The following is a 20,986-nucleotide window of genomic DNA, read 5'->3' as shown; positions in this document are numbered from 1 at the left end:
CCGGGGCGGACACGGCGCCTCAGGTTTGTTGACTTTTTTTCACAAGAGTTTGATTGCCCGCACACCGCCTGATCGCGTTAATTGAGCCTTCACTCCGTTCACCGACAGGCCCGCCCATGCACCTCGCCGCTCTGGAACACGCCCCGCAGCCCAGGTCCCGGAAATGAACGCGCCATTACCGCGCCAGGCCGCGCGCCTGCAGCAGGTCGATGCCCTGCGCGGCTTCGCGCTGCTGGGCATCCTGGCGGTGAACATCTGGTCTTTCGCCGACCCCTACTACGCCTCGCCGGTCAGCAACCCGGCCTACGCCAGCGACCTCGACCACCTGATCCGCTGGCTGGTGTCGGTGCTATTCGAGGCCAAGTTCTACCTGCTGTTCTCCTTCCTGTTCGGCTACAGCTTCACCCTGCAGATGGCCTCCGCCGAGCGAGCGGGCGAACGCTTCGTGCCGCGCATGCTGCGGCGGCAACTGGCCTTGCTGGCCATCGGCCTGGTGCACGGTGCCCTGCTGTTCTACGGCGAGATCCTCACCCTGTACGCGCTGCTGGGCCTGGTGCTGCTGGCGTTGCGCGGGTTGTCGGCAAGGTGGGCCGCGACCCTGGCGCTGGTGCTGATCACGGGAACCGCCGTGCTGATCCTGCTGTTGGGTGTCCAACTGCTGAGCGCCGGTCTCTACACCGGCGCCACCGACGGCGCAGCGGTGCTCAAGGACATGGCCCTGGGGGGCGATGCCCTGGATACCCTGGCCTACAACGCCTCTCACCTGCTGGAGACCGCTTCTGCCCTGTGGCTACTGCAGGGCCCCAGCACCCTGGCGATGTTCCTGCTGGGCTATGTCGCCGGGCGCAAAGGCCTGCTGGCGGCGCCTTACCGCTTTGAACGCAGGCTGCCAGGGCTGCTGGCCCTGACCCTGCCCCTGGGTCTGGGCGGCGCCCTGCTTTACGGATACTGGGCAGCCTACGCCCCCGGTGGTGGTCTGGAAGTCATCGGCTACAGCATCAGCCAACTGACCGCGCCGCTGCTCTCGGCCAGTTACGCCATGCTGCTGCTCAGGGCCTTTCATTCCCCTCTGGGCCAGCGTCTGTGCCAACGCCTGGCCCCTCTGGGCCGGATGTCCCTGAGCAACTACCTGCTGCAATCACTGATCCTCTGCCTGCTGTTCACCGGCTACGGACTGGGGCTGATCAACCATCTGTCGCCGCTGTGGATGCCCGTCCTGGTCATCGCCATCTACTGGCTGCAGATGCAACTCAGCGCCCTGTGGCTGCGTACTCATCAGTACGGCCCTTGCGAGTGGCTGCTGCGAGCGCTGACCATCGGTGCCTGGCCGAACTGGCGCAAGCCCCTCCAGGCTTAAACCAGACGCAGATAGAGGTGGATATCCTCGGGCTCCAGGCGCAGCAGCTCCGGGTCCGGGATGGCCAGCAGCTCACAGCCCAGGCCGGTGTAAAAATCCACGGTGTGCCGCGACGGCGTGGCCGACACATACAAGCCCTGGGCGCCCATGATCAGGGCCTGCTCCCGAGCCAGGGCGAAGAGTTGCCGGCCCAGGCCAAGGCCGCGATAAGCCCGGCTCACATGCAGGAACTTCAACTGCCGCAAATCCAGCCCGGCAGCCTCGATGGGCAGGCAATCCACCACCGCCGCGGCCACCAGAGCCGGGCCATCGAACACCCCGTACAACCAGCCGCCGCGCTGGTAACACTGCTGCAAGATCAGCGCGTCATGCTCGGCCTCGCCCTCCGGCCAGCCCTCCACCACTTCATGCTGGGCATAACGCAGCAGAACGCCCTCCTGCAGGCGGTAGAACTCATCAATGACCTCGGCGCGGTCGATCAATTTGAGCCGTTGGATATCGTCGTCGGTGAGCAGGCGCGGGTGCAGCATGGGACAGGTTCCTGGAGCTGATCAGTGGTTACCAATGGACACAAGCTAATCATTTTTCTGCCCCTGGCGAACCGTTTATTCTATCCGCCGTCTGTTTACATTCAGTTGCGTTTGGCCGATGGCATGACCGAACCTCACCTCGCGATCCCCTCATACAGCCAGGAACGGCTGGGGATCTTTCCCCGTATAAGGTTCACCTATGCACCGCAGGAATCTCCTCAAAGCCTCCATGGCCCTGGCGGCCTACACCGGCCTCTCGGCCAGCGGTCTGCTGGCAGCCAGGGCCTGGGCAGGCGCCGCTGATGGCCAAGCCCAGGCATTCGACTTCGAGCGTCTCAAGGCCCAGGCCAAGCAACTGGCCAGCCAGCAATACGTGGACACCAAGCAGGTGCTGCCACCGACCCTGGCGCAGATGACGCCGCAGAACTTCAACGCCATCCAGTACGACAGCCAGCACTCGCTGTGGAATGACCTGAACGGCCAGCTGGATGTGCAGTTCTTCCATGTGGGCATGGGCTTCAAGCAACCGGTGCGCATGCACAGCGTCGACCCCAAGACCCGCCAGGCGCGGGAAGTGCACTTCCGTCCCGCGCTGTTCAACTACCAGAACACCAGCGTCGACACCGCCCAGCTCAAGGGCGACCTGGGCTTTGCCGGCTTCAAGCTGTTCAAGGCACCGGAACTGGACAGGCATGACGTGGTGTCCTTCCTCGGCGCCAGCTATTTCCGTGCGGTGGACGCCACCGGCCAGTACGGCCTGTCGGCCCGGGGCCTGGCCATCGACACCTACGCCAAACGTCGCGAGGAATTCCCCGACTTCACCCAGTTCTGGTTCGAGACCCCGGACAAGGACAGCACCCGCTTCGTGGTCTACGCCCTGCTGGACTCGCCAAGCGCCACCGGTGCCTACCGCTTCGACATCGACTGCCAGGCCGAGCGCGTGGTGATGGAGATCGACGCCCACATCAATGCCCGTACCGCCATCGAGCAGTTGGGCATCGCCCCCATGACCAGCATGTTCAGCTGCGGCACCCATGAACGGCGCATGTGCGACACCATCCACCCGCAGATCCACGACTCCGACCGCCTGGCCATGTGGCGCGGCAATGGCGAATGGATCTGCCGCCCGTTGAACAACCCGGCCAACCTGCAGTTCAACGCTTTCGCCGACAAGGACCCGAAGGGCTTCGGCCTGGTGCAGACCGACCACGAGTTCGCCAGCTACCAGGACACCGTGGACTGGTACAGTCGTCGTCCGAGCCTGTGGGTCGAGCCCACCACCGCCTGGGGCGAAGGCAGCATCGACCTGCTGGAAATCCCCACCACCGGCGAAACCATGGACAACATCGTGGCCTTCTGGACCCCGAAAAAACCCGTGGCCGCCGGCGACTCCCTGAACTACGGCTACAAGCTCTACTGGAGCGCCCTGCCGCCGGTCGGCACGCCACTGGCCCGGGTCCACGCCACCCGTTCCGGCATGGGCGGCTTCGTCGAAGGCTGGGCCCCGGGCGAGCACTACCCGCCAGTCTGGGCCCGACGCTTTGCCGTGGACTTCACTGGCGGCGGCCTCGATCGTCTGCCCGCTGGCACTGGCATCGAACCGGTGGTCACCGCCTCCAACGGCGAGGTCAAGGACTTCAGCATCCTGGTGCTGGACGAGATCAAGGGCTACCGCATCCTCTTCGACTGGTACCCGACCAACGACAGCGTCGATCCGGTGGAACTGCGGCTGTTCATCCGCACCCACGACCGCACCCTGAGCGAAACCTGGCTGTACCAGTACTTCCCCCCGGCGCCGGACAAGCGCAAATACCCCTGATCGGCTGACAGCCCCCGGCACACCCCAGGGGCCTCTTCGCCGGCAAGCCGGCTCCTACAGATCGCACCGCCTCCGCAGGAGCGGGCTTGCCCGCGAAGGCGGCCAGCAGTCAGACACAAAAAAACCGGCCCACACGGGCCGGTTTTTTTACATCGACACAACCTTAATCGCGCAAGTCCGACTCATGAATCGGCTGGTCCCTGTGGGTCGCCCGCTGATACTGCGCCGGCCAGATTGCCTTGCGCCCGCCCAGGTCATCATCGGCATGCAGTGGCCAGTAAGGATCGCGCAGCAGCTCCCGGGCCAGGAAGATGATGTCCGCCTGACAGGTGCGCAGAATGTGCTCGGCCTGGGCCGGTTCCGTGATCAGTCCCACGGTGCCGGTGGCCATGCCCGACTCCTTGCGCACTCGCTCGGCAAAGCGCGTCTGATAACCCGGCCCGGTGGGAATCTCGGCATTGGCCGCGGTGCCGCCGGACGACACATCGATCAAATCCACCCCCAGATCCTTGAGGCGCCGCGCCAACTCCACGGTCTCGTCCGGGTTCCAGCCGTCCTCCACCCAATCGGTAGCCGACACCCGCACAAACAGCGGTAGCTCTTCGGGCCAGACTTTTCGTACCGCCTCGGTCACTTGCAACACCAGGCGAATGCGATTTTCGAACGAACCGCCGTACAGGTCCTGACGCTGATTGCTCAAGGGCGAGAGGAACTGGTGCAGCAGGTAGCCGTGGGCGGCATGCACCTCCACCACCTTGAAGCCGGCCACCAGGGCCCGCTTGGCGGCCGCGACGAAGGCCTGGATGATCTCGTCGATCTGCCCTTGGTCCAGTTGTGTGGGCGGCGTGTGCTGCGGATCGAAGGCAATCCGCGATGGCCCCACCGGCACCCAGCCGCCGTCCTCGGGCTTGACGCTGCCGGACTTGCCCAGCCAGGGCCGATGGGTACTGGCCTTGCGCCCGGCATGGGCCAACTGGATACCCGCCACCGCGCCCTGGGCGGTGATGAAGCGGGTGATGCGCTGCAAGGGTTCGATCTGGGCGTCGTTCCACAGGCCCAGGTCCTGGGCGGTGATCCGGCCCTCGGCGGTGACCGCCGTGGCTTCGGTGAAGATCAAACCGGCGCCGCCGACGGCACGGCTGCCCAGGTGCACCAGATGCCAGTCATTGGCCAGCCCGTCCACCGACGAGTACTGGCACATGGGCGACACGGCGATGCGGTTGAGCAGGGTCAGTTGACGCACGGTATAGGGTTCAAGCAGCAGACTCATGGGGCACCTCTCGATCAATGGTCAGGCTCCAGGGTTCTGTTTGAACGGTCGACGAGTGACTGCGAAGTGAAGCGCCCGCCCCCGCGGGTAGAAGAATGACAAAAGGTCACAAGGCCAATCAGACAGTGCTTAGAGACTAGTCGACAACACTGCCGCTGACAGGGTTCCTGATGGGTGCCGGGCAAAAAACTGTTGCCCTGGCCGCTGCCAGCGGCAGCGGCCAGGGCACTATCAGCCAAGCGGAGCTCGGCGATTGCCATCGAGCAGGGCATCCACCACGCAGCGGGCCATTTCCACCGAATGCACCAGGGACCAGATCAGGCCGCGCTCCACGCCACTGGCCTGCTCGGTGATCTCGTCGGACACCTCCTCGGCGGCCTTGAGCAGCATGGACACATGAATCAACGCTTCTTCGGCACTGATACCGGGGCGCACAGTGAAGGGATTATCGGGGCCCGCAGAACCCGCGGCGGTGGGTTGCAGCGTCGCGATCAGCGAGCCCTCTACGCCGATATTGGCCAGGGCATGGCGAACCCTTTCATTGGCCAGATCGTGGGCAGGATTACGACGGGAAGAAGGAGGGGAAACAGGCGGATCGGGGACGATCTTTTTCATGGTGTAGCTCCTCGACGATGAAGCCTCCACACCTAACGCTGCTAGACGTTTAAACAGGGTGGCGGCTGTACGCGGGCTAGCAGACCGGGTCGAGGAACCGGTGCGCCCGAAAGCGCCCCCACGCACAGCCGCCATAACAGCACACTGCAAATCTGAATTGCAGTGCTGATGGCATCGCTTGCGTTCGACCCGGGCTGCTATTCCCGATCACTGATAGGCAGTGATGAACCGAGACTAGTCAGCTGAGTAGATCGCCACAAGCGCCCGGGAGTGTCTCGGAAACCCCTTACAAAAGAAAGAGACCTACCGCCATCCCGCTTTCCAAAAGTCTGGCGAAACCAGCCACAGCGTCCCTTAACGCGGTTCGATATGGGCAATCATCAACTGCACGGTTTCCTGGCCACGGAACTCGTTGAGGTCGAGCTTGTAGGCCAGTTCCACCCAGCGGATGGTCGGGTTGGGCCAGACTTCGCGGTCGATGCCGAAGGCGATGCCGTCCAGCTTCAGCGAGCCGCATTCGCTGCGCAGCACCGCTTTCAGGTGACGCTCGCCAACGATGCGTTGCTCCACCAGTTCGAACACCCCGTGGAACATCGGCTCGGGGAAGTGCTGGCCCCAGGGGCCGGCATGGCGCAGGGCGCGGGCCAGTTCCAGGTGGAACTCTTCCACCGCCAGGGTGCCGTCCGACAGCAGGCGCCCGGTGAGGTCTTCTTCGCGCAGCTGGCGCCGCACTTCTGCGTCGAAGGCCTCGGCAAAGGCCGGGAAGTTCTGCTCCGGCAGGGACAGGCCGGCGGCCATGGCGTGGCCGCCGAACTTGCTGATCAGTTGCGGATGGCGCGCGGCCACGGCGTCCAGGGCGTCGCGGATATGAAAGCCCGGCACCGAACGGGCCGAGCCCTTGAGCATGCGCTCGCCGGCATCGGCAAAGGCGATGGTCGGCCGGTGATAACGCTCTTTCAGGCGCGAAGCGAGAATCCCGATCACCCCCTGGTGCCAGTCGGCATCGAACAGGCACAGGCCGAACGGCATGGACTCCACCGGCAGTTCCTTGAGCTGGGCCAGGGCCTCGCGCTGCATGCCCTGCTCGATGGATTTGCGGTCCTGGTTCAGCTCGTCGAGCTGGGCGGCCATGGCCCGGGCCGCCGAGACGTCGTCGCTGAGCAGGCACTCGATGCCCAGGCTCATGTCGTCCAGGCGCCCGGCGGCGTTGAGCCGCGGGCCGAGAATAAAGCCCAGGTCGGTGGAGGTGATGCGCGAGTGATCGCGCTTGGCCACTTCGAGAATCGCCTTGAGCCCCGGCCGCGCGCGACCGGCGCGAATCCGCTCCAGGCCCTGATGCACCAGGATGCGGTTGTTGGCGTCCAGGGGCACCACGTCCGCCACGCTGCCCAGGGCCACCAGGTCCAGCAGCTCGCCAATGTTCGGCTGCGGCCGGGTTTCATAGCGACCCAGGCTGCGCAGGCGCGCACGCAGGGCCATCAGCACATAGAAGATCACCCCGACCCCGGCCAGGGCCTTGCTGGGGAATTCGCAGCCCGGCTGGTTGGGGTTGACGATGGCGTCCGCCGCCGGCAGTTCATGGCCGGGCAAGTGGTGGTCGGTGACCAGCACTTGCAAGCCTGCGGCCTTGGCTGCGGCCACGCCTTCGACGCTGGAGATGCCGTTGTCCACGGTGATCAGCAGCTGCGGCTCACGCTGCAGGGCCACGGCGACGATTTCCGGGGTCAGGCCGTAGCCGTATTCGAAGCGGTTGGGCACCAGGTAATCGACGTGGGCCGCGCCCAGCAGGCGCAGGCCCAGCACGCCCACGGTGCTGGCGGTGGCGCCGTCGGCGTCGAAGTCGCCGACGATGAGGATGCGCTGGCGCTGGTCCAGAGCGGTCACCAGCAGGTCCACCGCGGCGTCGATGCCCTTGAGTTGCTGATACGGGATCAGCCGCGCCAGGCTCTTGTCCAGCTCCTCCACCGATTGCACGCCACGGGCGGCATAAAGGCGGGTCAGCAGTGGCGGCAGATCGCCAAGAAAGGGCAGGACGGCGGGCAACTCACGGGGTTCGATACGCATGGGCTAACAGCAACTTCTCTGGGGGGACGGTGGATCGTTCAGGGGCAGAGCGGGCGATCAGCCGCGCTCGCCCAGCAGCCATTCCAGCTGCACTTCGTGCTGGCCGCGATCGTCGGTGACGAAGATCGTGCCTTCGCTGATCATCACGTCCCACTTGATGACCCGCGGCATGTCCTTGGCCAGGGTCTCAAGGACGTCCTGGGGCACGCCGGCGATATTGAGGTTCTTCAGGTTCTTCACCGCGTCCAGCACCCGGGTCTGCCAGACCCGCAGGCTGCCGTAGGCCAGCAGGCTGGTGCGCTCGGTGCGGCGCGAGCACCAGGTCAGGCGATCGGCGTCCGGCTGGCCGACTTCGATCCAGTGCAGGACGCGGTCGTCCAGGCTCTTTTCCCACAGGGCGGGCTCGTCCACATCCGACAGACCCCGACCGAACGACAGGTGCTCGTTGTACCAGAAGGCGTAGGCCAGCAGCCGCACTGTCATGCGCTCTTCGGTTTCCGAAGGGTGACGGGCGATGGTCTGCTTGACGCTTTCATAGACCCCGCGGTCGAGGTCGGTCAGGTTCAGTTCGAATTTGTAAGTGGTGGACGGCTGGGCCATGTGCGGGCTTCTTGAGTGTGCGAAAAGGCGGCAAGTCTAACCCGAAACCTGCCGCCCTGCCCGACCACTGACCGGCCGGAGGCCCTTGCGCTGAAATCCGCAGAAATGCATTGCCTCGGTAAAGTTGGTTGCCAGCCTGCCACCAGGGTTTTATAACCCCGCGCGAATCGGCCGGCGCGCACCGCGCCAACGCCGCAGTTCAATAGAAAAGGACGTCCATGACTCTCTTTGTCACCCTGCTTGTCATCGTGCTGCTGTTCATCGCGCTGATTTTGTATGCCCGCCAGAAAACCGCCGATCGCAACGAGAGCCTGGAGCTGACCGGCAACCTCACCGCCCAGATCAACCAGACCCTGCTGCTGAGCAAGGCCGAACCGCTGCTGGCGCTGAAACTGGCAGAGCAACTGCCCGGCGAAGCCCGGGAACTGGCCTCGCAGCTGGTGGCCAGCGAGCTCTACCTGGCGGGCCACAAGGCCCAGGCCCGGGAGCTGTACCAACAACTGCCGCCCCACGCCCGGGACTACGTGCTCAATACCCTGATCGAAACCCTGCTCGATTCCGACGATACCCAAGCCTGCCTGGAACTCCTGGATAACTGGGGGGAATCCCTGCCCAGCTGGCCGCTGCTGCAAGTGCGTATCCTTCAGGCCCGCGGCGAACAGGAGCGGGCCCTGGCCGTGCTCGGCGAACTGAGCGACCCGCGCCAAGCGGCCGCCCATGAGCGCCAGAGCATCGGCAACCTGCTGACCCTGGCGCGCCTGCAGCATCAGGCCGGGATGCAGGACGCGGCGCTGGTCAGCGTCGAGCAGGCATGGTCGGTGTTCGAGGGGCCCGAGGAGGGCCATCGCCAGTCGATTCTGCGCCAACTGTTCGAGGCCAGCGCGACCCTGGGCCAGTTCGACTCGATCCTCACCCGCGCCGCGTCGCTGCCGGCCGAAGAGCAGGCCCAGGCGGTCGCCGCCCTGATCAAGGCCGGTCAACTGGACTCTGCCCTCAGCCTGCTGGCCCCCATCAGCGACGATCTCTACTCCACCACGCACAGCGAACTGATGGACCTGGCCCTGGCCCTGCCGCCCATCGACAACGCCCTGCGCCTGTTGGAGAAGGCCCCCGACCTGCATCGCTACAGCCTGCTGCTGAGCCTGCTGAACCACATGGCGACACAAGGCCAGACCGCAGAAGCCGAAGAATTGCTGCCGACGCTGGAAACTGAACCGAGCCAGCATCCCGGCCTGATGCTCAGCCTCTGTGAACAGCACCACGCCACGCAGCCGCAATGGGCCGAGGCACTGCTGGCCAAGGCGCTGCAACAGATCGACGGTTACAAGCATGACCATGAGTTCTGGAGCGGCATGCGCATGCAGGCCCTGCGCACCCAGCTCCAGCTGCAAAGCCATCTGCCGGCCCATCGCCGGGACAGCTGGCTGGTACGCAGCGGCCTTGAGGAGTTGCACCGCCTGCACCAGCAGCAAGACGGCGAACAGCAATTGCTGTGCATTCGCGAGCAGACCAAGCTGCTGCACGACCTGGGTCAGACCGCCCAGGCCAGGACCCTGCTGGAGCAAGCCTTGGCATTGCTGGACAGCGATAACCTGCCGGAGGTCGATGAGATGGACACAACCTTCTACCTGGAGGACATCGCCAGCGCCTACCTGAGCATCGACGAAGCAGAGCAGGCCCAGGCCCTGCAGGATCGATTGCACAGCCTGGAGGCCGGTAGTCGCGACCTGGAAGAGGACCTGCTGCTCAATCACATCGAGCACCAGCGTTACGCCCAGGCCATCGAGGCCCTGACCCTGAGCGTCTTGCTCAGCGACAAGAAGCCTCTGTCACGCCTGTATCAGGCCCTTGAGGAGCTGCAGCAACGGGCCCCCGAGCGGGCCAGCGAACTCCAGCAACAGCTGCTGGAGCGGTTCAGCAGCGGGATGGCCTGGCGCGCCTTCCAGGCGAACTGACCCAGCAGCCTTTTGCGCGCCCCCAACGGGGCGCCATTGGCGTCCAAGGGCTTGACCATCGGCTCCAGCCGTTTCAATGCCGGCAGCACATTGCCGCGGTCCGCCAGGCTCAGTTCTCGCCCCCAAGGAAAACCGAATCATGGAAGTGTTTATCATCCTGCTGCTCATCACCGGCGTGATCTCGCTGCTGGTGGTCTATGCCCACAAGGGCAGCAGCAATGACCAGGGCACCAGCCTGGGCATCAACCTGGGCGAGGAGGCGCAGATCTATCGCGCGGCGTACCTGAGCGCCGTCGAACCGCAGGTGGCCCTGCAACTGGCCCAGCGCCTGACGGGCAAAGCCCGACAACAGGGGCTGCTGCAGATACCCGCCACACTGTACCGGCAAGGCAACCAGGCCCAGGCCCTGGAAGTCCTGGCCGAGCTCGATGAAACCTACCAGCCCATGGCGCTGTACCGACTGCTCGAAACCCTGCTCGACAAGGACGGCCCACAGGCGGTGCTGAGCCTGTTGGAGCGCCTGCATCAGCCCCTGCCGTCAGCGCCCCTGCTGCGCATCCCGCTGTTGCTGGCCAGCGGTGAACTTGAGCAGGCCCGCGCCTTGCTGGTGACCTTCGGTGTCGAGCAGTTGAACCAGGGCTCTGCCAGTGAGCACCGAAAGTTGGCGACCCTGCAACGCAGTGTGGGCCTGCCCGAGCAGGCCGCCATCAGCCTCGGCCTGGCCTGGCAACTGCTGCTCAAACAACCGGCCGACGAACTGGACCCGTATGAAGTGGAACAGACCCTGCGCGAGTACCGTGCCCAGGGGCAGGACGCGCAGTTCCCGGCCATGGCCGCGCAATTGCCCGCGTCGGCCCAGATCATCGTCGTGGTCTTGCTGATACAAGCCGGGGAATTCGACGCCGGATTCGAACTGCTGGCGCAGAACCCCGAGCCCGAGGACTACTGCGGCTACCCACCGCTGCTCAAGCTGATCCTGGACGCCAGCCGCCCGGATCTGGCGGCACAGCTGATCGCCCAGGTGCCGGTGAGACACGCCAGCGAGATGCTGCTGAGCCTGTTGCACTGGCATGTCGCGCGCCATGAGCTGGCCGAGGCCGAGGCGGCCTTGCAGGCCTGCGCGGTCGCGCCCTCGCAGCGTCTGTGGTGCCTGCTCTCTGTGTGGCGCACCTACTTCGAGGAGCACCCGCATTGGTGCGCCCACCTGCTGGAGCAGGCCCTGCTGACACTGGAGACCTGGCGTGGCGCTGAGCAATGGCCGTGGCATCGCCTGCTGATCGTGGAAACCCAGTTGTGGGTGCAGGCTGCCCTGGCGCCCGAGCGCCGCGACAGCGAGCTGATCCGCAACGGCCTTGAGGAAGTGGCGCACCTCAACACCCAGCTCGAATACGCCGATCGCCCGGTGAAACAGGCAGCACAGGCCAAATTGCTGCACGACCTGGAACAGACCCGGCCAGCCATCGAACTGCTGGACCAGACCGTGCAAGCGCTCGACGACGAAGCTCAGAATGCGGCGCTGGACCCAGCGGAAAAAAACTACCACCTGGCACAGCTGGCACTGGTCTACCTCTACATCGACGAGCAGGCAAAGGCCGCCGAGCTCAAGAGCCGCCTGGAACAGAACCTGTCCTATGCCAACCAGTTGAGCCACGCCACGCTGCTGAACCATATCCGCCAGCAACGTTTCGAAGAAGCCATTGCCGGCCTGGAACTGGGCAGCCTGTTTAACAGCGAAAACCCGCTGCAGCAGTTGCACCTGGCCCTGGAAACCCTGAGCCAGAGCGCCCCCGAACAGGCCCATAAGTTGCGCCAGAAACTCCTCGACAGGCTGGCCGAGAACAGCCTCTGGAGTCAGCCGAGCGCCGCCTGAGGCCGAGTACTGGCCCGCCGTGGCACGCCTTAACGCGGTGCGTAGCGGGCCCAGAGTTCGTTGAACTCCTTGAGGTAACTGGCCACCAGTTGCGGATGGTCGATCACCAGCAGGTTTTCCTCGTTGCCGGTGGTGGCGCTGCGGGTCCAGTTGAAGCTGCCGTTGAGCAGGGTCCGGCCATCGAACACGGCGAACTTGTGGTGCATGTGGAACGGCGTGTCGTCGATCCGCACCGGCACCCCGGCCTCGCGTAGCCCGGCGATATCGCTGCCGACATCGAACTGCTTTTCACTGTCGCTGATCACCCGCACGGCCAGGCCGCGCTGGTGGCAGGCGCGGATTTCGTCGCTCAGTTGATCGTCAGAAATGGTGAACACGCAGATATCCACCGAGATCCGGGCCTGGCGGCACAGGTCGCGGATCTTGCGCCGGCAGTCTTCACCGGGGCTGAAGTGGGCGCTGGCCATGTCGCGCACCGGGGTGCTGTTGGCGTCCAGGGTCTTGACCACCTGCTCCAGCCATTTCAACGCCGGCAGCACATTGGCGCTGTCCGCCAGGCTCAGTTCCCGTACCAGATCGAAAGCTCGATTGCGCAGGTAACGCACCTGATCGGCACTGAGTTCGCTGCCCAGTTGGCGCAGTTCGTCCCGCTCTTCGTTGCTCAATTTCAGGTCCTGCAGGCTGTCGCGCAGCTGCTGGTCCAGGTGGGCAAAATCCATGTCGTGATCCTTGGCTGTTCGCCGGCAAGCCGGCTCCTACTATTGGGAGTCCTTGAGGGTGGGCACATCACCGTGGCTGAGCATGCGGCTCAATTCGTCCACCCGCGTGGCGATGTCGCCAATGCGCTGGTGGCTGTGCAGGTCGACGTCGATCTTCTTGTGCATGACCTTGATCAGCGGCAGGAAGCTGTTCTCCAGGTGCTCGGAGAGGTTTTCCAGCACCGCGCGCAGGTCATGCTGCTGCGCGGGCCGGGCCAGGCCGCGTACGCCTTCCACCAGATCGTTGAGCTGGGCCACCATCCGGGTGCCGACATCGCTGTCGCTGCCGCCCATGGAGCGGTTGCGCACGAAGTCGCGCTTGATCTGGGTCCAGCGTTCGCGCTGCTCCGGGGTCTGGTTACCGCGCAGTTCGGCGAGCTTGAGCAGGTTTTCCTCGGCGCCGGTGGTCAGCAACTGGGATTCGCCCTGGTAGTGGTCGGCCAAGAGTTGCAGCAGCTCGGCGTCGTTCATCACCGCCGAGATCTTCTCCGCCATCTTGTTCATGTTGCGGTAGCTGCCCTGCAGCTTGAACGGCGGCTCGCTGCGGTACTGGTCGGCCTGGGCGGCGCTGGCGATGTACTGCTGGTTGACCCGCAGCACCACGTCGCGCACCTGCATCAGGCGTTGCAGAGTGGTGGTGATTTCGTTGATCTCGGCGCCGCTGTAGCTATGGCTCAGTTCGTTGCTGGAGAAGGCCTTGCCTTCGGCCTTGGCGACGAAGCGGTAGACGTCCGCCATGTCGCGGGTGGCCAGGGGCGCCAGCACCGGGTTGGAGGTCAGGCCGTTCTCGATGTAACTCAGGGCGAAGGCTTCCTGCATGCCGCCCAGGGTGTCGCCGAGGTTATAGATGTCGGCCCGGTTGGCCAGCATGTCAGGGATCTTGAACACCTCGCCGGACTCGGTGTACGGGTTGCCCGACATCACCACGCAGAACTTCTTGCCGCGCATGTCGTAGGTCTTGGTGCGGCCTTTCCACACGCCTTCGATGCGCCGGGTGCCGTCGCACAGCGAGATGAATTTCTGCAGGAATTCCGGGTGGGTGTGCTGGATGTCGTCGACATAGAGCATCACGTTGTTGCCCATCTCCAGGGCCAGGTTGAGTTTCTCCAGTTCCTGGCGCGAAGTAGCGTCCGGCGCCTGGGCCGGGTCCAGGGAACGCACCTGGTGACCCAGGGCCGGGCCGTTGATCTTCATGAAGATCAGGCCCAGGCGGTGCGCCACGTATTCCATCAGGGTGGTCTTGCCGTAGCCCGGTGGCGAAATCAGCATCAACAGGCCCATCAGGTCGGTGCGCTTGTTCTCGCCCACGGTGCCCATCTGCTTGGCCAGGTTGTCGCCGATAAAGCCCAGGTACACATCGTTGATCAGCTTGTTGCGCACGAACGAGCTCAGCGGCCGCGGCTTGAATTCGCTCAGGCGCAGGGCCGAGCGCTCACGACTGATGATGCCCTGGCGCAGCGCCTGGTAGCGCTGCAGGCCGGGCAGGAACTGTTCGCGGTGGGCCCGCAGGCGAGCGAAGAAACCATCCACGGTGAGAGACAGGCTGCGCTCGTGAATGCGCGGGTGTTCGCCCATCAGGTTGCCGACGCTGAACCGCAGGTCGACTTCAGTGATGCGCTTGGCAAAGTCTTCCCGCAGCAGCGACAGGGCCACCGCCTCGGGTACGTAGTCGCTCCACTCGGCGAACTCGCCCTCGGCGCACAGGGCCGAGAGCCAGTTCTCGGTCAATGCCCACTGTGCAGCAGGCCGCTCCACCAGCCGCGCCAGGGCCTGCTGGTAGTCGTCCCACATCCGCGCGCCCTGCAGACGCAAGGTCAGGGCTTCCTGCAGTTGCTTGGCGTATTTGCTGAAGGTGAATTCGATGCGTTCTGCGGCCAGTTCCTGAACCAGGTACTCGGCAGCCTCGGGCAACAGCTCGGCGGCCAGGGTGAAGGCGTGCTGCTGATGCCAGTCACTCAGTGCCGCGAGGATTTCCTCCTGCAACTGCAGCAAGCCTTCTCGACGCCCGAACAGCTGCTGAATATGCCGGCTGGTGCGGGCCCGCTCGACCCATTGCTGCGGTTGCGGCTGGTGCTGCTGGCGGCCCCAGAACAGCGTGGCAAAGGCCCGCGCCGCCGCGCCGAAGCGCAGCAGGCCGGCGCTGTCGCGCAGCGGTAGCAGCTGCAACAGAATCGCCGCCGCATCGTGGTCGTGAATGCCCTTTTCGTAGCCTTCCTTGTAGCGCGGCGCGGCGAAGTCGCGGATCACCCGCGCCAATTCCTCAGGCTGCGCCAGCAAGGGTTTCAGGCTTTCCAGGCTCAGCCCTTCCACGCCCCGGTCGGCAGCGTCCAGCACTTGCCCGGCCAGGTACTCAGCGCGGTACAGCTGGGCCGATTCCGACTCCAGGGCCACCTGCCAGAAGTCGCGCAGGGCTTCCAGCTCGGGGTCGCGCAGAGGTTCGAGGAAATCCGTGCCGGTGAGGTGCAGGTGCAGTTCGTCGCCCCGGGGCATCAGGGTCAGGTCCAGCTCCTGGGTGTTGACGCTGAAGCGATGACGCGGCCCCAGCTTGATGACGTTGCCGCCCTCTTCGAACAGCTCGGTCTTGTCACGCAGGGCCCGAACGGCCTGATCCCGGGCGCCCTTGAGGCGCGACTCGACGTCGTCAGCCTTGACGCTGTCCTTGAGCTCGCGCAGGCGCTCGGCCAGCTCCCGCAGCTTGAGGATCAGCGGGTCGGCGGCGAAGAACGCATTGAGCTCCTCGGCCTGGGTGAACTTGGCGGTGCGCCGGCCGAGGCTGTCGAGAATCCGCCGCGCCGCATCCAGCAGGCCCTGGGCCTTGCGCTGGCGCTCGTCGAGCAGCGATTGCTTGTGGGCCTCGAAGGTTTCCAGCAACTCCTCACGCTTGCCGAGGATGTCGCCGAGAAACTGTTCGTGATCGCCGAAGCGGCTCTCCAACTCCTCCAACTGCACCAACAAGCGCGACAGTTGCTCATCGCAGCGCTCGGGGTCCTGGGCCTGGGCCAGGGCATTGGTGATGCCCTGGCTGAAGAGTTTGAACTGGGCCCCGAACTGGGCCACGGTCTCGGTCGAGCCCAGGCCCTTGCGCCGCTGTTCGGCGCGGGCCTTGGCCTGGTTCAGGCGGGCGTAGATCTGCGAGATGGATTCGATGATCCGGGTGCGCTGGGTGGCGTCTTCGATCTGCAACGAGGCCATCAGGCTCGACAGCATGTCCAGATCGCCAGCCATGGCTTGCAAGGCCCCCAAGGGCTCGCTGAGCTGAGCCACGGTCTCGGCTTTCTGCGCCTGGGCGTCGAGGGTTTCCAGCTGGGTGACGAAGGGCTGCAGAGCCTGATCGCTGGCCAGGAAGGTCGCGGTGCCGGCGGCGGTGCGCTCCTGGGCCTTGAGCAAATCGGCTTCCATGGCGTCGATGCGCGCCACGTCGATGTAGCGGTAGTCGCGAATGGTCAGCAGCAGGCCGCGCTGGGCAGTGATGCCGTTGAGCGCATCGACGAAGCTCTGCACCTGGTCCCAGCTGTCCACCAGCAGGCTGTCGAGCAGGGCTTTCTGCTTGGCCTCGGCGGCCACCATGGCCTGGTCCGACTGGCGGCGGATGCTTTCGACTTTCTCGTATTCATCCAGCACCAGCTCCGAGGTCGAGGCCACCTCGCGCAGCAATGGGGCCAGGCCTTCGAGCTCGGCGCTGCCCAGCCAGTGATACACATCGAACAGGCGCCGGGTGTTCTGGCACAGCAGCGAATAGCGCTGCACCGACACCGCTGGGGTGTCGATCTCGCGGCACAAGTCGTAGAGATCGGAAACGCTGCGCACCAGTTCGGCATTGCCAATGCGCCCGAGGAAACCGCTGCGGGTCGGTTGCCGCGCGGCGTATTCCTCGGTGAAGAACGGGGTCTGCCAGACCTGCATCGGGTGGACCCGGGTCGGCTCGTCGCCTTCGGCGGCGAAGATCACCATGCGCCCGTCTTCCAGGCGCGCGTAACCGTGGCCGAACAACGGGTTCTGCAACTGGCGGTTGATCATGTTGTAGGTCAGCAGCACCGAGCGGCCCTGCTCTGGGTGGTAGAAGATGTACTGCACATCTTCACCGTTGGGCGAGCGTACCGAACGCTTGAAGCGCATGCCGTCCATGGACTGTTCGAAGGTCTTGTACTCGCCGCTCTGCAGGTAATAGCCACCGGGGAAGATGATCCCGTGGTCTTCCGGCAGTTGCACGCAGGCCAGGCCGATGGCGTCGATGCGCTCCACCTGGCGAGTCAGGCTGTTGAACACCAGGTAGCGCCACTGCTCTTCGCGGTACGGTAGGACCTTGAGCAGGATCAGGCTGCCCAGGCGGGCGAATTCGATCTGCGAGTCGTCCAGGGACTGGGTCTTGTCCAGCACCTCTTCGCGGTAGATGCCCAGGCCCGACTCGGTGTTGTTCTCGACCTTGATGGTCAGGTCGCCGCCGATGGTTTCGACGAACACCGTGTCGAGGATGTTCAGGTGCGGGAAGCGGCCTTCGACCACCATCTCGCGGGTGGCCTTCTTCCATTCGAAATCGAAGGGCGCCGGCAGGGCGATATCCCGCTCGCCGCGGTTGTCGATGTACCGGACATCCCGTCCGTCCACCGAGATCGACCAGCGGAACACCCGCACATCGGTGACGCGCTCGCCAATCTGGAAACTCGCCAGCAGCTTGCCGTCACGGATCGCCAGTTGCAGCAGGCGGGTGTTCTTGTAATAGGTGTAGAGCTCGTTGAAATCGTTGAGGAAGCCCTGGGCCGCCAGGAAGCTGCCTTCCAGGGGCACGGGCTCGGCTTCGTAGCCTTCGCCCTCTTCCACCAGCCGATAGAGGGAAAACACGTCGGCGACGCTGGTTTCCTTCTTCAGGCCGATGAACACGTTGTAGCCGAACAACAGGCAGTCGCCGACCTGGACGATGTCCCGGGCGATGCAGTTGTTCTCGGTGCGGATGCGCACCCGCCCGACCACTTCCATGCGGCTGTTGCCGAACTCGTCGAGACGCCTCTGGTTGAGGTCGTCGGTGGTGGCCCGCAGGCGCTGGCCCTGGTCCAGCAGGCGCTTGTGCAGCACCTCATAGGCGCCGCCTTCGGCGACGGCCTTGTCCAATACGTCCTGCGGGGGAGTTGCGACTTGAGCGTCCGACATCGTGGCCTTCCTGGATCTACGGCGGTGTGCAAAAAAAGCGGGCTCCTCAAACCTGGAGCCCGGTACCCGACACAAGGCCGGTAGCCGCTGCCGCGGGCTGCGTGCTTGAGGGCCCGAAGGCCCTCAAGGGCTGCGCCTCCTACGGAGTCGGTCGCAGCCTTCGGCAGCGGCTACAGGTGTGTCAGGTGTGGGTCAGGCTTCGGCAGACGGCGCCTCGGCCTTGCGCGAGACGGCAGCAGCGGCCAGTTCAGCGGCAACGGCCGGTGCGCCCTTGCCGTTGAGCAGGCGTGCCAGGACGTCCTGGACCACCGGGCTCTTGCCCACCACGCCCTCGATGGCCTTGCCCACCGACAGCGATTTGGCGAAGGAATTGAAGAAGTCGCCTTCGCCGCCGACGATCTCGATCTTGGCCTTGCTGAGGGCGGCGGACAGCACTTCGGCCTGGTCCTTGGCGATGTCCTTGTTGGCGGCGATGGCGGCCATCGCTTCCTCGAAGTTCTTCTCCAGTTGCATGCGGAACTCTTCGTGCTGGCGAGCGCTGTCGCTGAGGGAATCCAGGGCACCGAACTTCTTGCCCAGGCCTTCGGCTTCGGCGTTCAGACGCTGCAGCAGCACTTCGGCTTCGGCCGAACCCAGGTCCTTGGTGGCCTTGGCCTTGGCCGCGCCCAGTTGCTCTTCGCCACGGGCTTGAGCACCGAGCTTCTCTTCCATGACCTTGGCTTCGGCCAGGCCGTCCTTCTCTTTGGCAGCCGCCTGGGCTTCCATGACGCGGGCGTCGGCCAGGCCTTTTTCCTGCTCGCCGCGAGCTTCGGCAATCAACTGCTCGGTGCGGACGCGGGCTTGCGCCAGGCCTTCTTTTTCCTGTGCCGCTGCGGTGATTTCCAGCACGCGGGCATCGGCCAGACCAGGCGCGGCGCGCTCGGCTTCCAGGCCTTCGGCCAGGCGCTTCTTGGCTTCGGCCTGTTTGGCCGCCGCTTCCAGTTCGGCCTGGGCCAGGTTGTTGATCTCCACGGCCTTGTGCTTGGAGCGAGTCTCGTCGGCTTCGGCCTGTTTGACCTGACGCACCAGATCCTGCTCGGCTTCGGCCTGGGCCTGGATCACCACCACTTGCTTGGCGCGTTCGGCTTCGGAAATTTCGCGTACTTCCTTGATCCGCTCTTCTTCCTGGGCCACGGTCTTCTCGACCGCTACCCGCTCACGGATCACGGTGGCGATGTTCTTGCGCTGCTCTTCCAGAGCCTTTTCTTTCTCGATGCGCTGCAGTTCCACTTCACGCTCGCGGGCCACTACTTCCAGGTCCTTGGCGCGGGTGACTTTCTCCACTTCGATGACCACCGCACGCTGACGGTTCTGCTGGGCCACTTCGACTTCGCGCTGATGGTTCTCGGTGCGCACGTCGATTTCCTGCTGCGACTGAATGCGTGCTTGCTCGGCCTTCAGGCGCTCTTCTTCCTTGACCTTGGCGGTCTCGGCTTCCTCGCGGGCGCGGATGGTTTCGATCTCGCGCTTCTGCCGCGCTTCGGCGTCGGCCTGCTGGCGTTCCAGCGACAGCGAGGCTTCGCGGGTCTCGACGTTTTTCTTCTGGATCGCCAGTTCCTGGTTGCGCTCCAGTTCGTTGGTGATGACGTTCTGCGCCGCGGTCAGCTCGGTGATCTTGCGGATACCTTCGGCGTCGAGGATGTTGCTCGGGTCCAGGGAGTGCTTGGCGGTCTGCTCCAGGTAGTCGATGGCCACGTCTTCCAGCACATAGCCGTTGAGGTCGTTGCCGATGATCTCGATGATGCGGTCGCGGAAGTCCTGGCGGTTCTCGAACAGCTGGACGAAGTCGAACTGCTTGCCCACGGTCTTCAGCGCTTCGGAGAACTTGGCGTTGAACAGCTCGTTGACCGCAGCGCGGTCGGAGGCACGGTCGACACCGATGGCCTTGGCCACCTTGAGCACGTCTTCCTGGGTTTCATTGACCCGCAGGTAGAAAGCCACGGTGATGTCGGCGCGCATGTTGTCGCGGCAGATCAGACCATCCTTGGCCCGACGGTCGACTTCCAGGGTGATCAGCGAGATCCGCATGAACTCCTTGAGGTGGATGACCGGGTACACCAGGGCGCCGGTGAAGTGCACCTTGGGCGTCGAGGACATGTCGTTGACGATCAGCGCCGTGCCTTGGGGGACCTTGATATAGAAGGCCTTGAACAGGGCCAGCAGGCCGAAGACCACCAGGACGACGAGGCCGATCCCGAGCAGGATGGGCAGCAGCGACGGTAAATTCATGCAATCAATCTCCTTTGATTCTGAGGAAGCCCGGGCTCAGAGGCCGCGAAACTCGTCCTCGGTAATGACCCGATAGGCGTGTTGCGCCTCCAGATACTCCAGTAACACGACGCGATCGCCGCGTTTGAAAGCTCGCGCCTCATCGGCACGCACACGCAGGATCAGGCCCGCGCCGCCGTTCTCGAGCACGGCTTCGCCGTGTTCCAGGGTGACTCTGCCGCTGCGTACCACGGCGGTCTGCCCCAGCACCGACTGGCTGCTGGTGGCTTCCATCTTGTGAAACAGCGGACGCAGCGGACGGCAGATGGCCGCGCTGATGGGGGCCGCCAGAAACAGCGCAACCACAGCCAGCAACAGGCCCAGGGGATAACGCAGCCAACCCAGGGGCAGGTGGCTGAGGACGTAGAGTTCGGCGAAATAGGTCAAAAACCAGCTGAAGAACATCAGCAGGGTCAGCACCAGGGTGACCGGCACCCCGTTGAGCTTGAACTTGATCAGCAGCCCGGCCAGGCCTTCAGTGGCATGGGCGCCTTCGAGCAGCGAATCAGCCTCGAAGTCCAGCAGATCGACCTCGAGCATGCCCATGGCCACCACGGCCCAGTAGATTACCGCCAGGCAGAGCATGAAGCTGAACAGCACTGTGGGGAACGACAACACTGTCTGCAGGAAGATTTCCATTGCTTTCCTATCCCTGAAAAAGCCGGGCAAGGCCCATCGGCCCCGCCCCTACAACAC

General features: G+C 64.5%; 13 protein-coding genes. 4 read left to right on the top strand and 9 right to left on the bottom strand.

The annotated features are described in order from the left end of the window. Nucleotides 1-163 precede the first annotated feature (163 nt). Nucleotides 164-1,357 carry a DUF418 domain-containing protein gene (locus ACMGF8_RS10625; RefSeq protein WP_102861324.1) on the top strand — a complete coding sequence of 398 codons (1,194 nt, stop codon included), beginning with the start codon at nucleotides 164-166 and terminating at the stop codon, nucleotides 1,355-1,357. On the opposite strand, the gene ACMGF8_RS10620 is transcribed toward ACMGF8_RS10625, so the two are convergent. After that, nucleotides 1,354-1,887: a GNAT family N-acetyltransferase gene (locus tag ACMGF8_RS10620; protein WP_207167122.1), complete on the bottom strand. Its 534-nt coding sequence runs from the start codon at nucleotides 1,885-1,887 to the stop codon at nucleotides 1,354-1,356. The two genes, ACMGF8_RS10625 and ACMGF8_RS10620, sit on opposite strands and share 4 nt — an antisense overlap. A gap of 199 nt (nucleotides 1,888-2,086) precedes the next feature. On the opposite strand from ACMGF8_RS10620, the gene ACMGF8_RS10615 reads away from it, so the two are divergent. Beyond that, the gene (locus tag ACMGF8_RS10615) at nucleotides 2,087-3,706 is read left to right on the top strand and encodes a glucan biosynthesis protein D (RefSeq protein WP_115581682.1); all 1,620 of its coding nucleotides are present in this window, start codon (nucleotides 2,087-2,089) and stop codon (nucleotides 3,704-3,706) included. 163 nt (nucleotides 3,707-3,869) lie between these two features. On the opposite strand, the gene ACMGF8_RS10610 is transcribed toward ACMGF8_RS10615, so the two are convergent. The 4 genes from ACMGF8_RS10610 to ACMGF8_RS10595 all read right to left on the bottom strand — a co-directional run bounded on the left by ACMGF8_RS10610 (nucleotide 3,870) and on the right by ACMGF8_RS10595 (nucleotide 8,255). After that, the gene (locus tag ACMGF8_RS10610) at nucleotides 3,870-4,976 is read right to left on the bottom strand and encodes an NADH:flavin oxidoreductase/NADH oxidase (protein WP_102861321.1); all 1,107 of its coding nucleotides are present in this window, start codon (nucleotides 4,974-4,976) and stop codon (nucleotides 3,870-3,872) included. 231 nt (nucleotides 4,977-5,207) lie between these two features. Continuing rightward, a complete protein-coding gene (locus tag ACMGF8_RS10605) occupies nucleotides 5,208-5,591 on the bottom strand; it encodes a DUF6124 family protein (RefSeq protein ID WP_053156515.1) in 384 nt (127 codons plus the stop codon). Between the two features lie 354 nt (nucleotides 5,592-5,945). Beyond that, complete coding sequence (gene recJ / locus ACMGF8_RS10600; protein WP_416759526.1) at nucleotides 5,946-7,655, bottom strand: single-stranded-DNA-specific exonuclease RecJ; 1,710 nt, start codon at nucleotides 7,653-7,655, stop codon at nucleotides 5,946-5,948. A 57-nt stretch (nucleotides 7,656-7,712) separates the two neighbouring features. After that, nucleotides 7,713-8,255, bottom strand: a complete 543-nt coding sequence (locus tag ACMGF8_RS10595; protein ID WP_041116152.1) for a YaeQ family protein — start codon at nucleotides 8,253-8,255, stop codon at nucleotides 7,713-7,715. Between the two features lie 218 nt (nucleotides 8,256-8,473). Between ACMGF8_RS10595 and ACMGF8_RS10590 the strand changes: the two genes are divergently transcribed. Together ACMGF8_RS10590 and ACMGF8_RS10585 are read left to right on the top strand one after the other, a co-directional pair. Further along, on the top strand, nucleotides 8,474-10,210 hold the full coding sequence (locus ACMGF8_RS10590; protein ID WP_416759524.1) for a hypothetical protein: 1,737 nt from the start codon (nucleotides 8,474-8,476) through the stop codon (nucleotides 10,208-10,210). Between the two features lie 139 nt (nucleotides 10,211-10,349). Next, nucleotides 10,350-12,080 carry a hypothetical protein gene (locus tag ACMGF8_RS10585; protein ID WP_416759522.1) on the top strand — a complete coding sequence of 577 codons (1,731 nt, stop codon included), beginning with the start codon at nucleotides 10,350-10,352 and terminating at the stop codon, nucleotides 12,078-12,080. 29 nt (nucleotides 12,081-12,109) lie between these two features. On the opposite strand, the gene ACMGF8_RS10580 is transcribed toward ACMGF8_RS10585, so the two are convergent. The 4 genes from ACMGF8_RS10580 to ACMGF8_RS10565 all read right to left on the bottom strand — a co-directional run bounded on the left by ACMGF8_RS10580 (nucleotide 12,110) and on the right by ACMGF8_RS10565 (nucleotide 20,929). Then, entirely contained in the window at nucleotides 12,110-12,799 is a 690-nt protein-coding gene (locus tag ACMGF8_RS10580) for a phospholipase D-like domain-containing protein (RefSeq protein WP_416759520.1), read from the bottom strand. Between the two features lie 39 nt (nucleotides 12,800-12,838). After that, nucleotides 12,839-17,983: a DNA repair ATPase gene (locus ACMGF8_RS10575; protein ID WP_115581676.1), complete on the bottom strand. Its 5,145-nt coding sequence runs from the start codon at nucleotides 17,981-17,983 to the stop codon at nucleotides 12,839-12,841. A 192-nt stretch (nucleotides 17,984-18,175) separates the two neighbouring features. Continuing rightward, a complete protein-coding gene (locus ACMGF8_RS10570; protein WP_102861315.1) occupies nucleotides 18,176-20,251 on the bottom strand; it encodes a flotillin family protein in 2,076 nt (691 codons plus the stop codon). A gap of 36 nt (nucleotides 20,252-20,287) precedes the next feature. Further along, entirely contained in the window at nucleotides 20,288-20,929 is a 642-nt protein-coding gene (locus ACMGF8_RS10565) for an OB-fold-containig protein (protein WP_207167116.1), read from the bottom strand. Between the last annotated feature and the right edge of the window lie 57 nt (nucleotides 20,930-20,986).

Origin of the sequence: Pseudomonas sp. BNK-7 (genome assembly GCF_048072025.1) — a bacterium.
Taxonomy (GTDB): domain Bacteria; phylum Pseudomonadota; class Gammaproteobacteria; order Pseudomonadales; family Pseudomonadaceae; genus Aquipseudomonas; species Aquipseudomonas danubii.
This window is presented reverse-complemented; position numbering and strand designations above follow the sequence as displayed.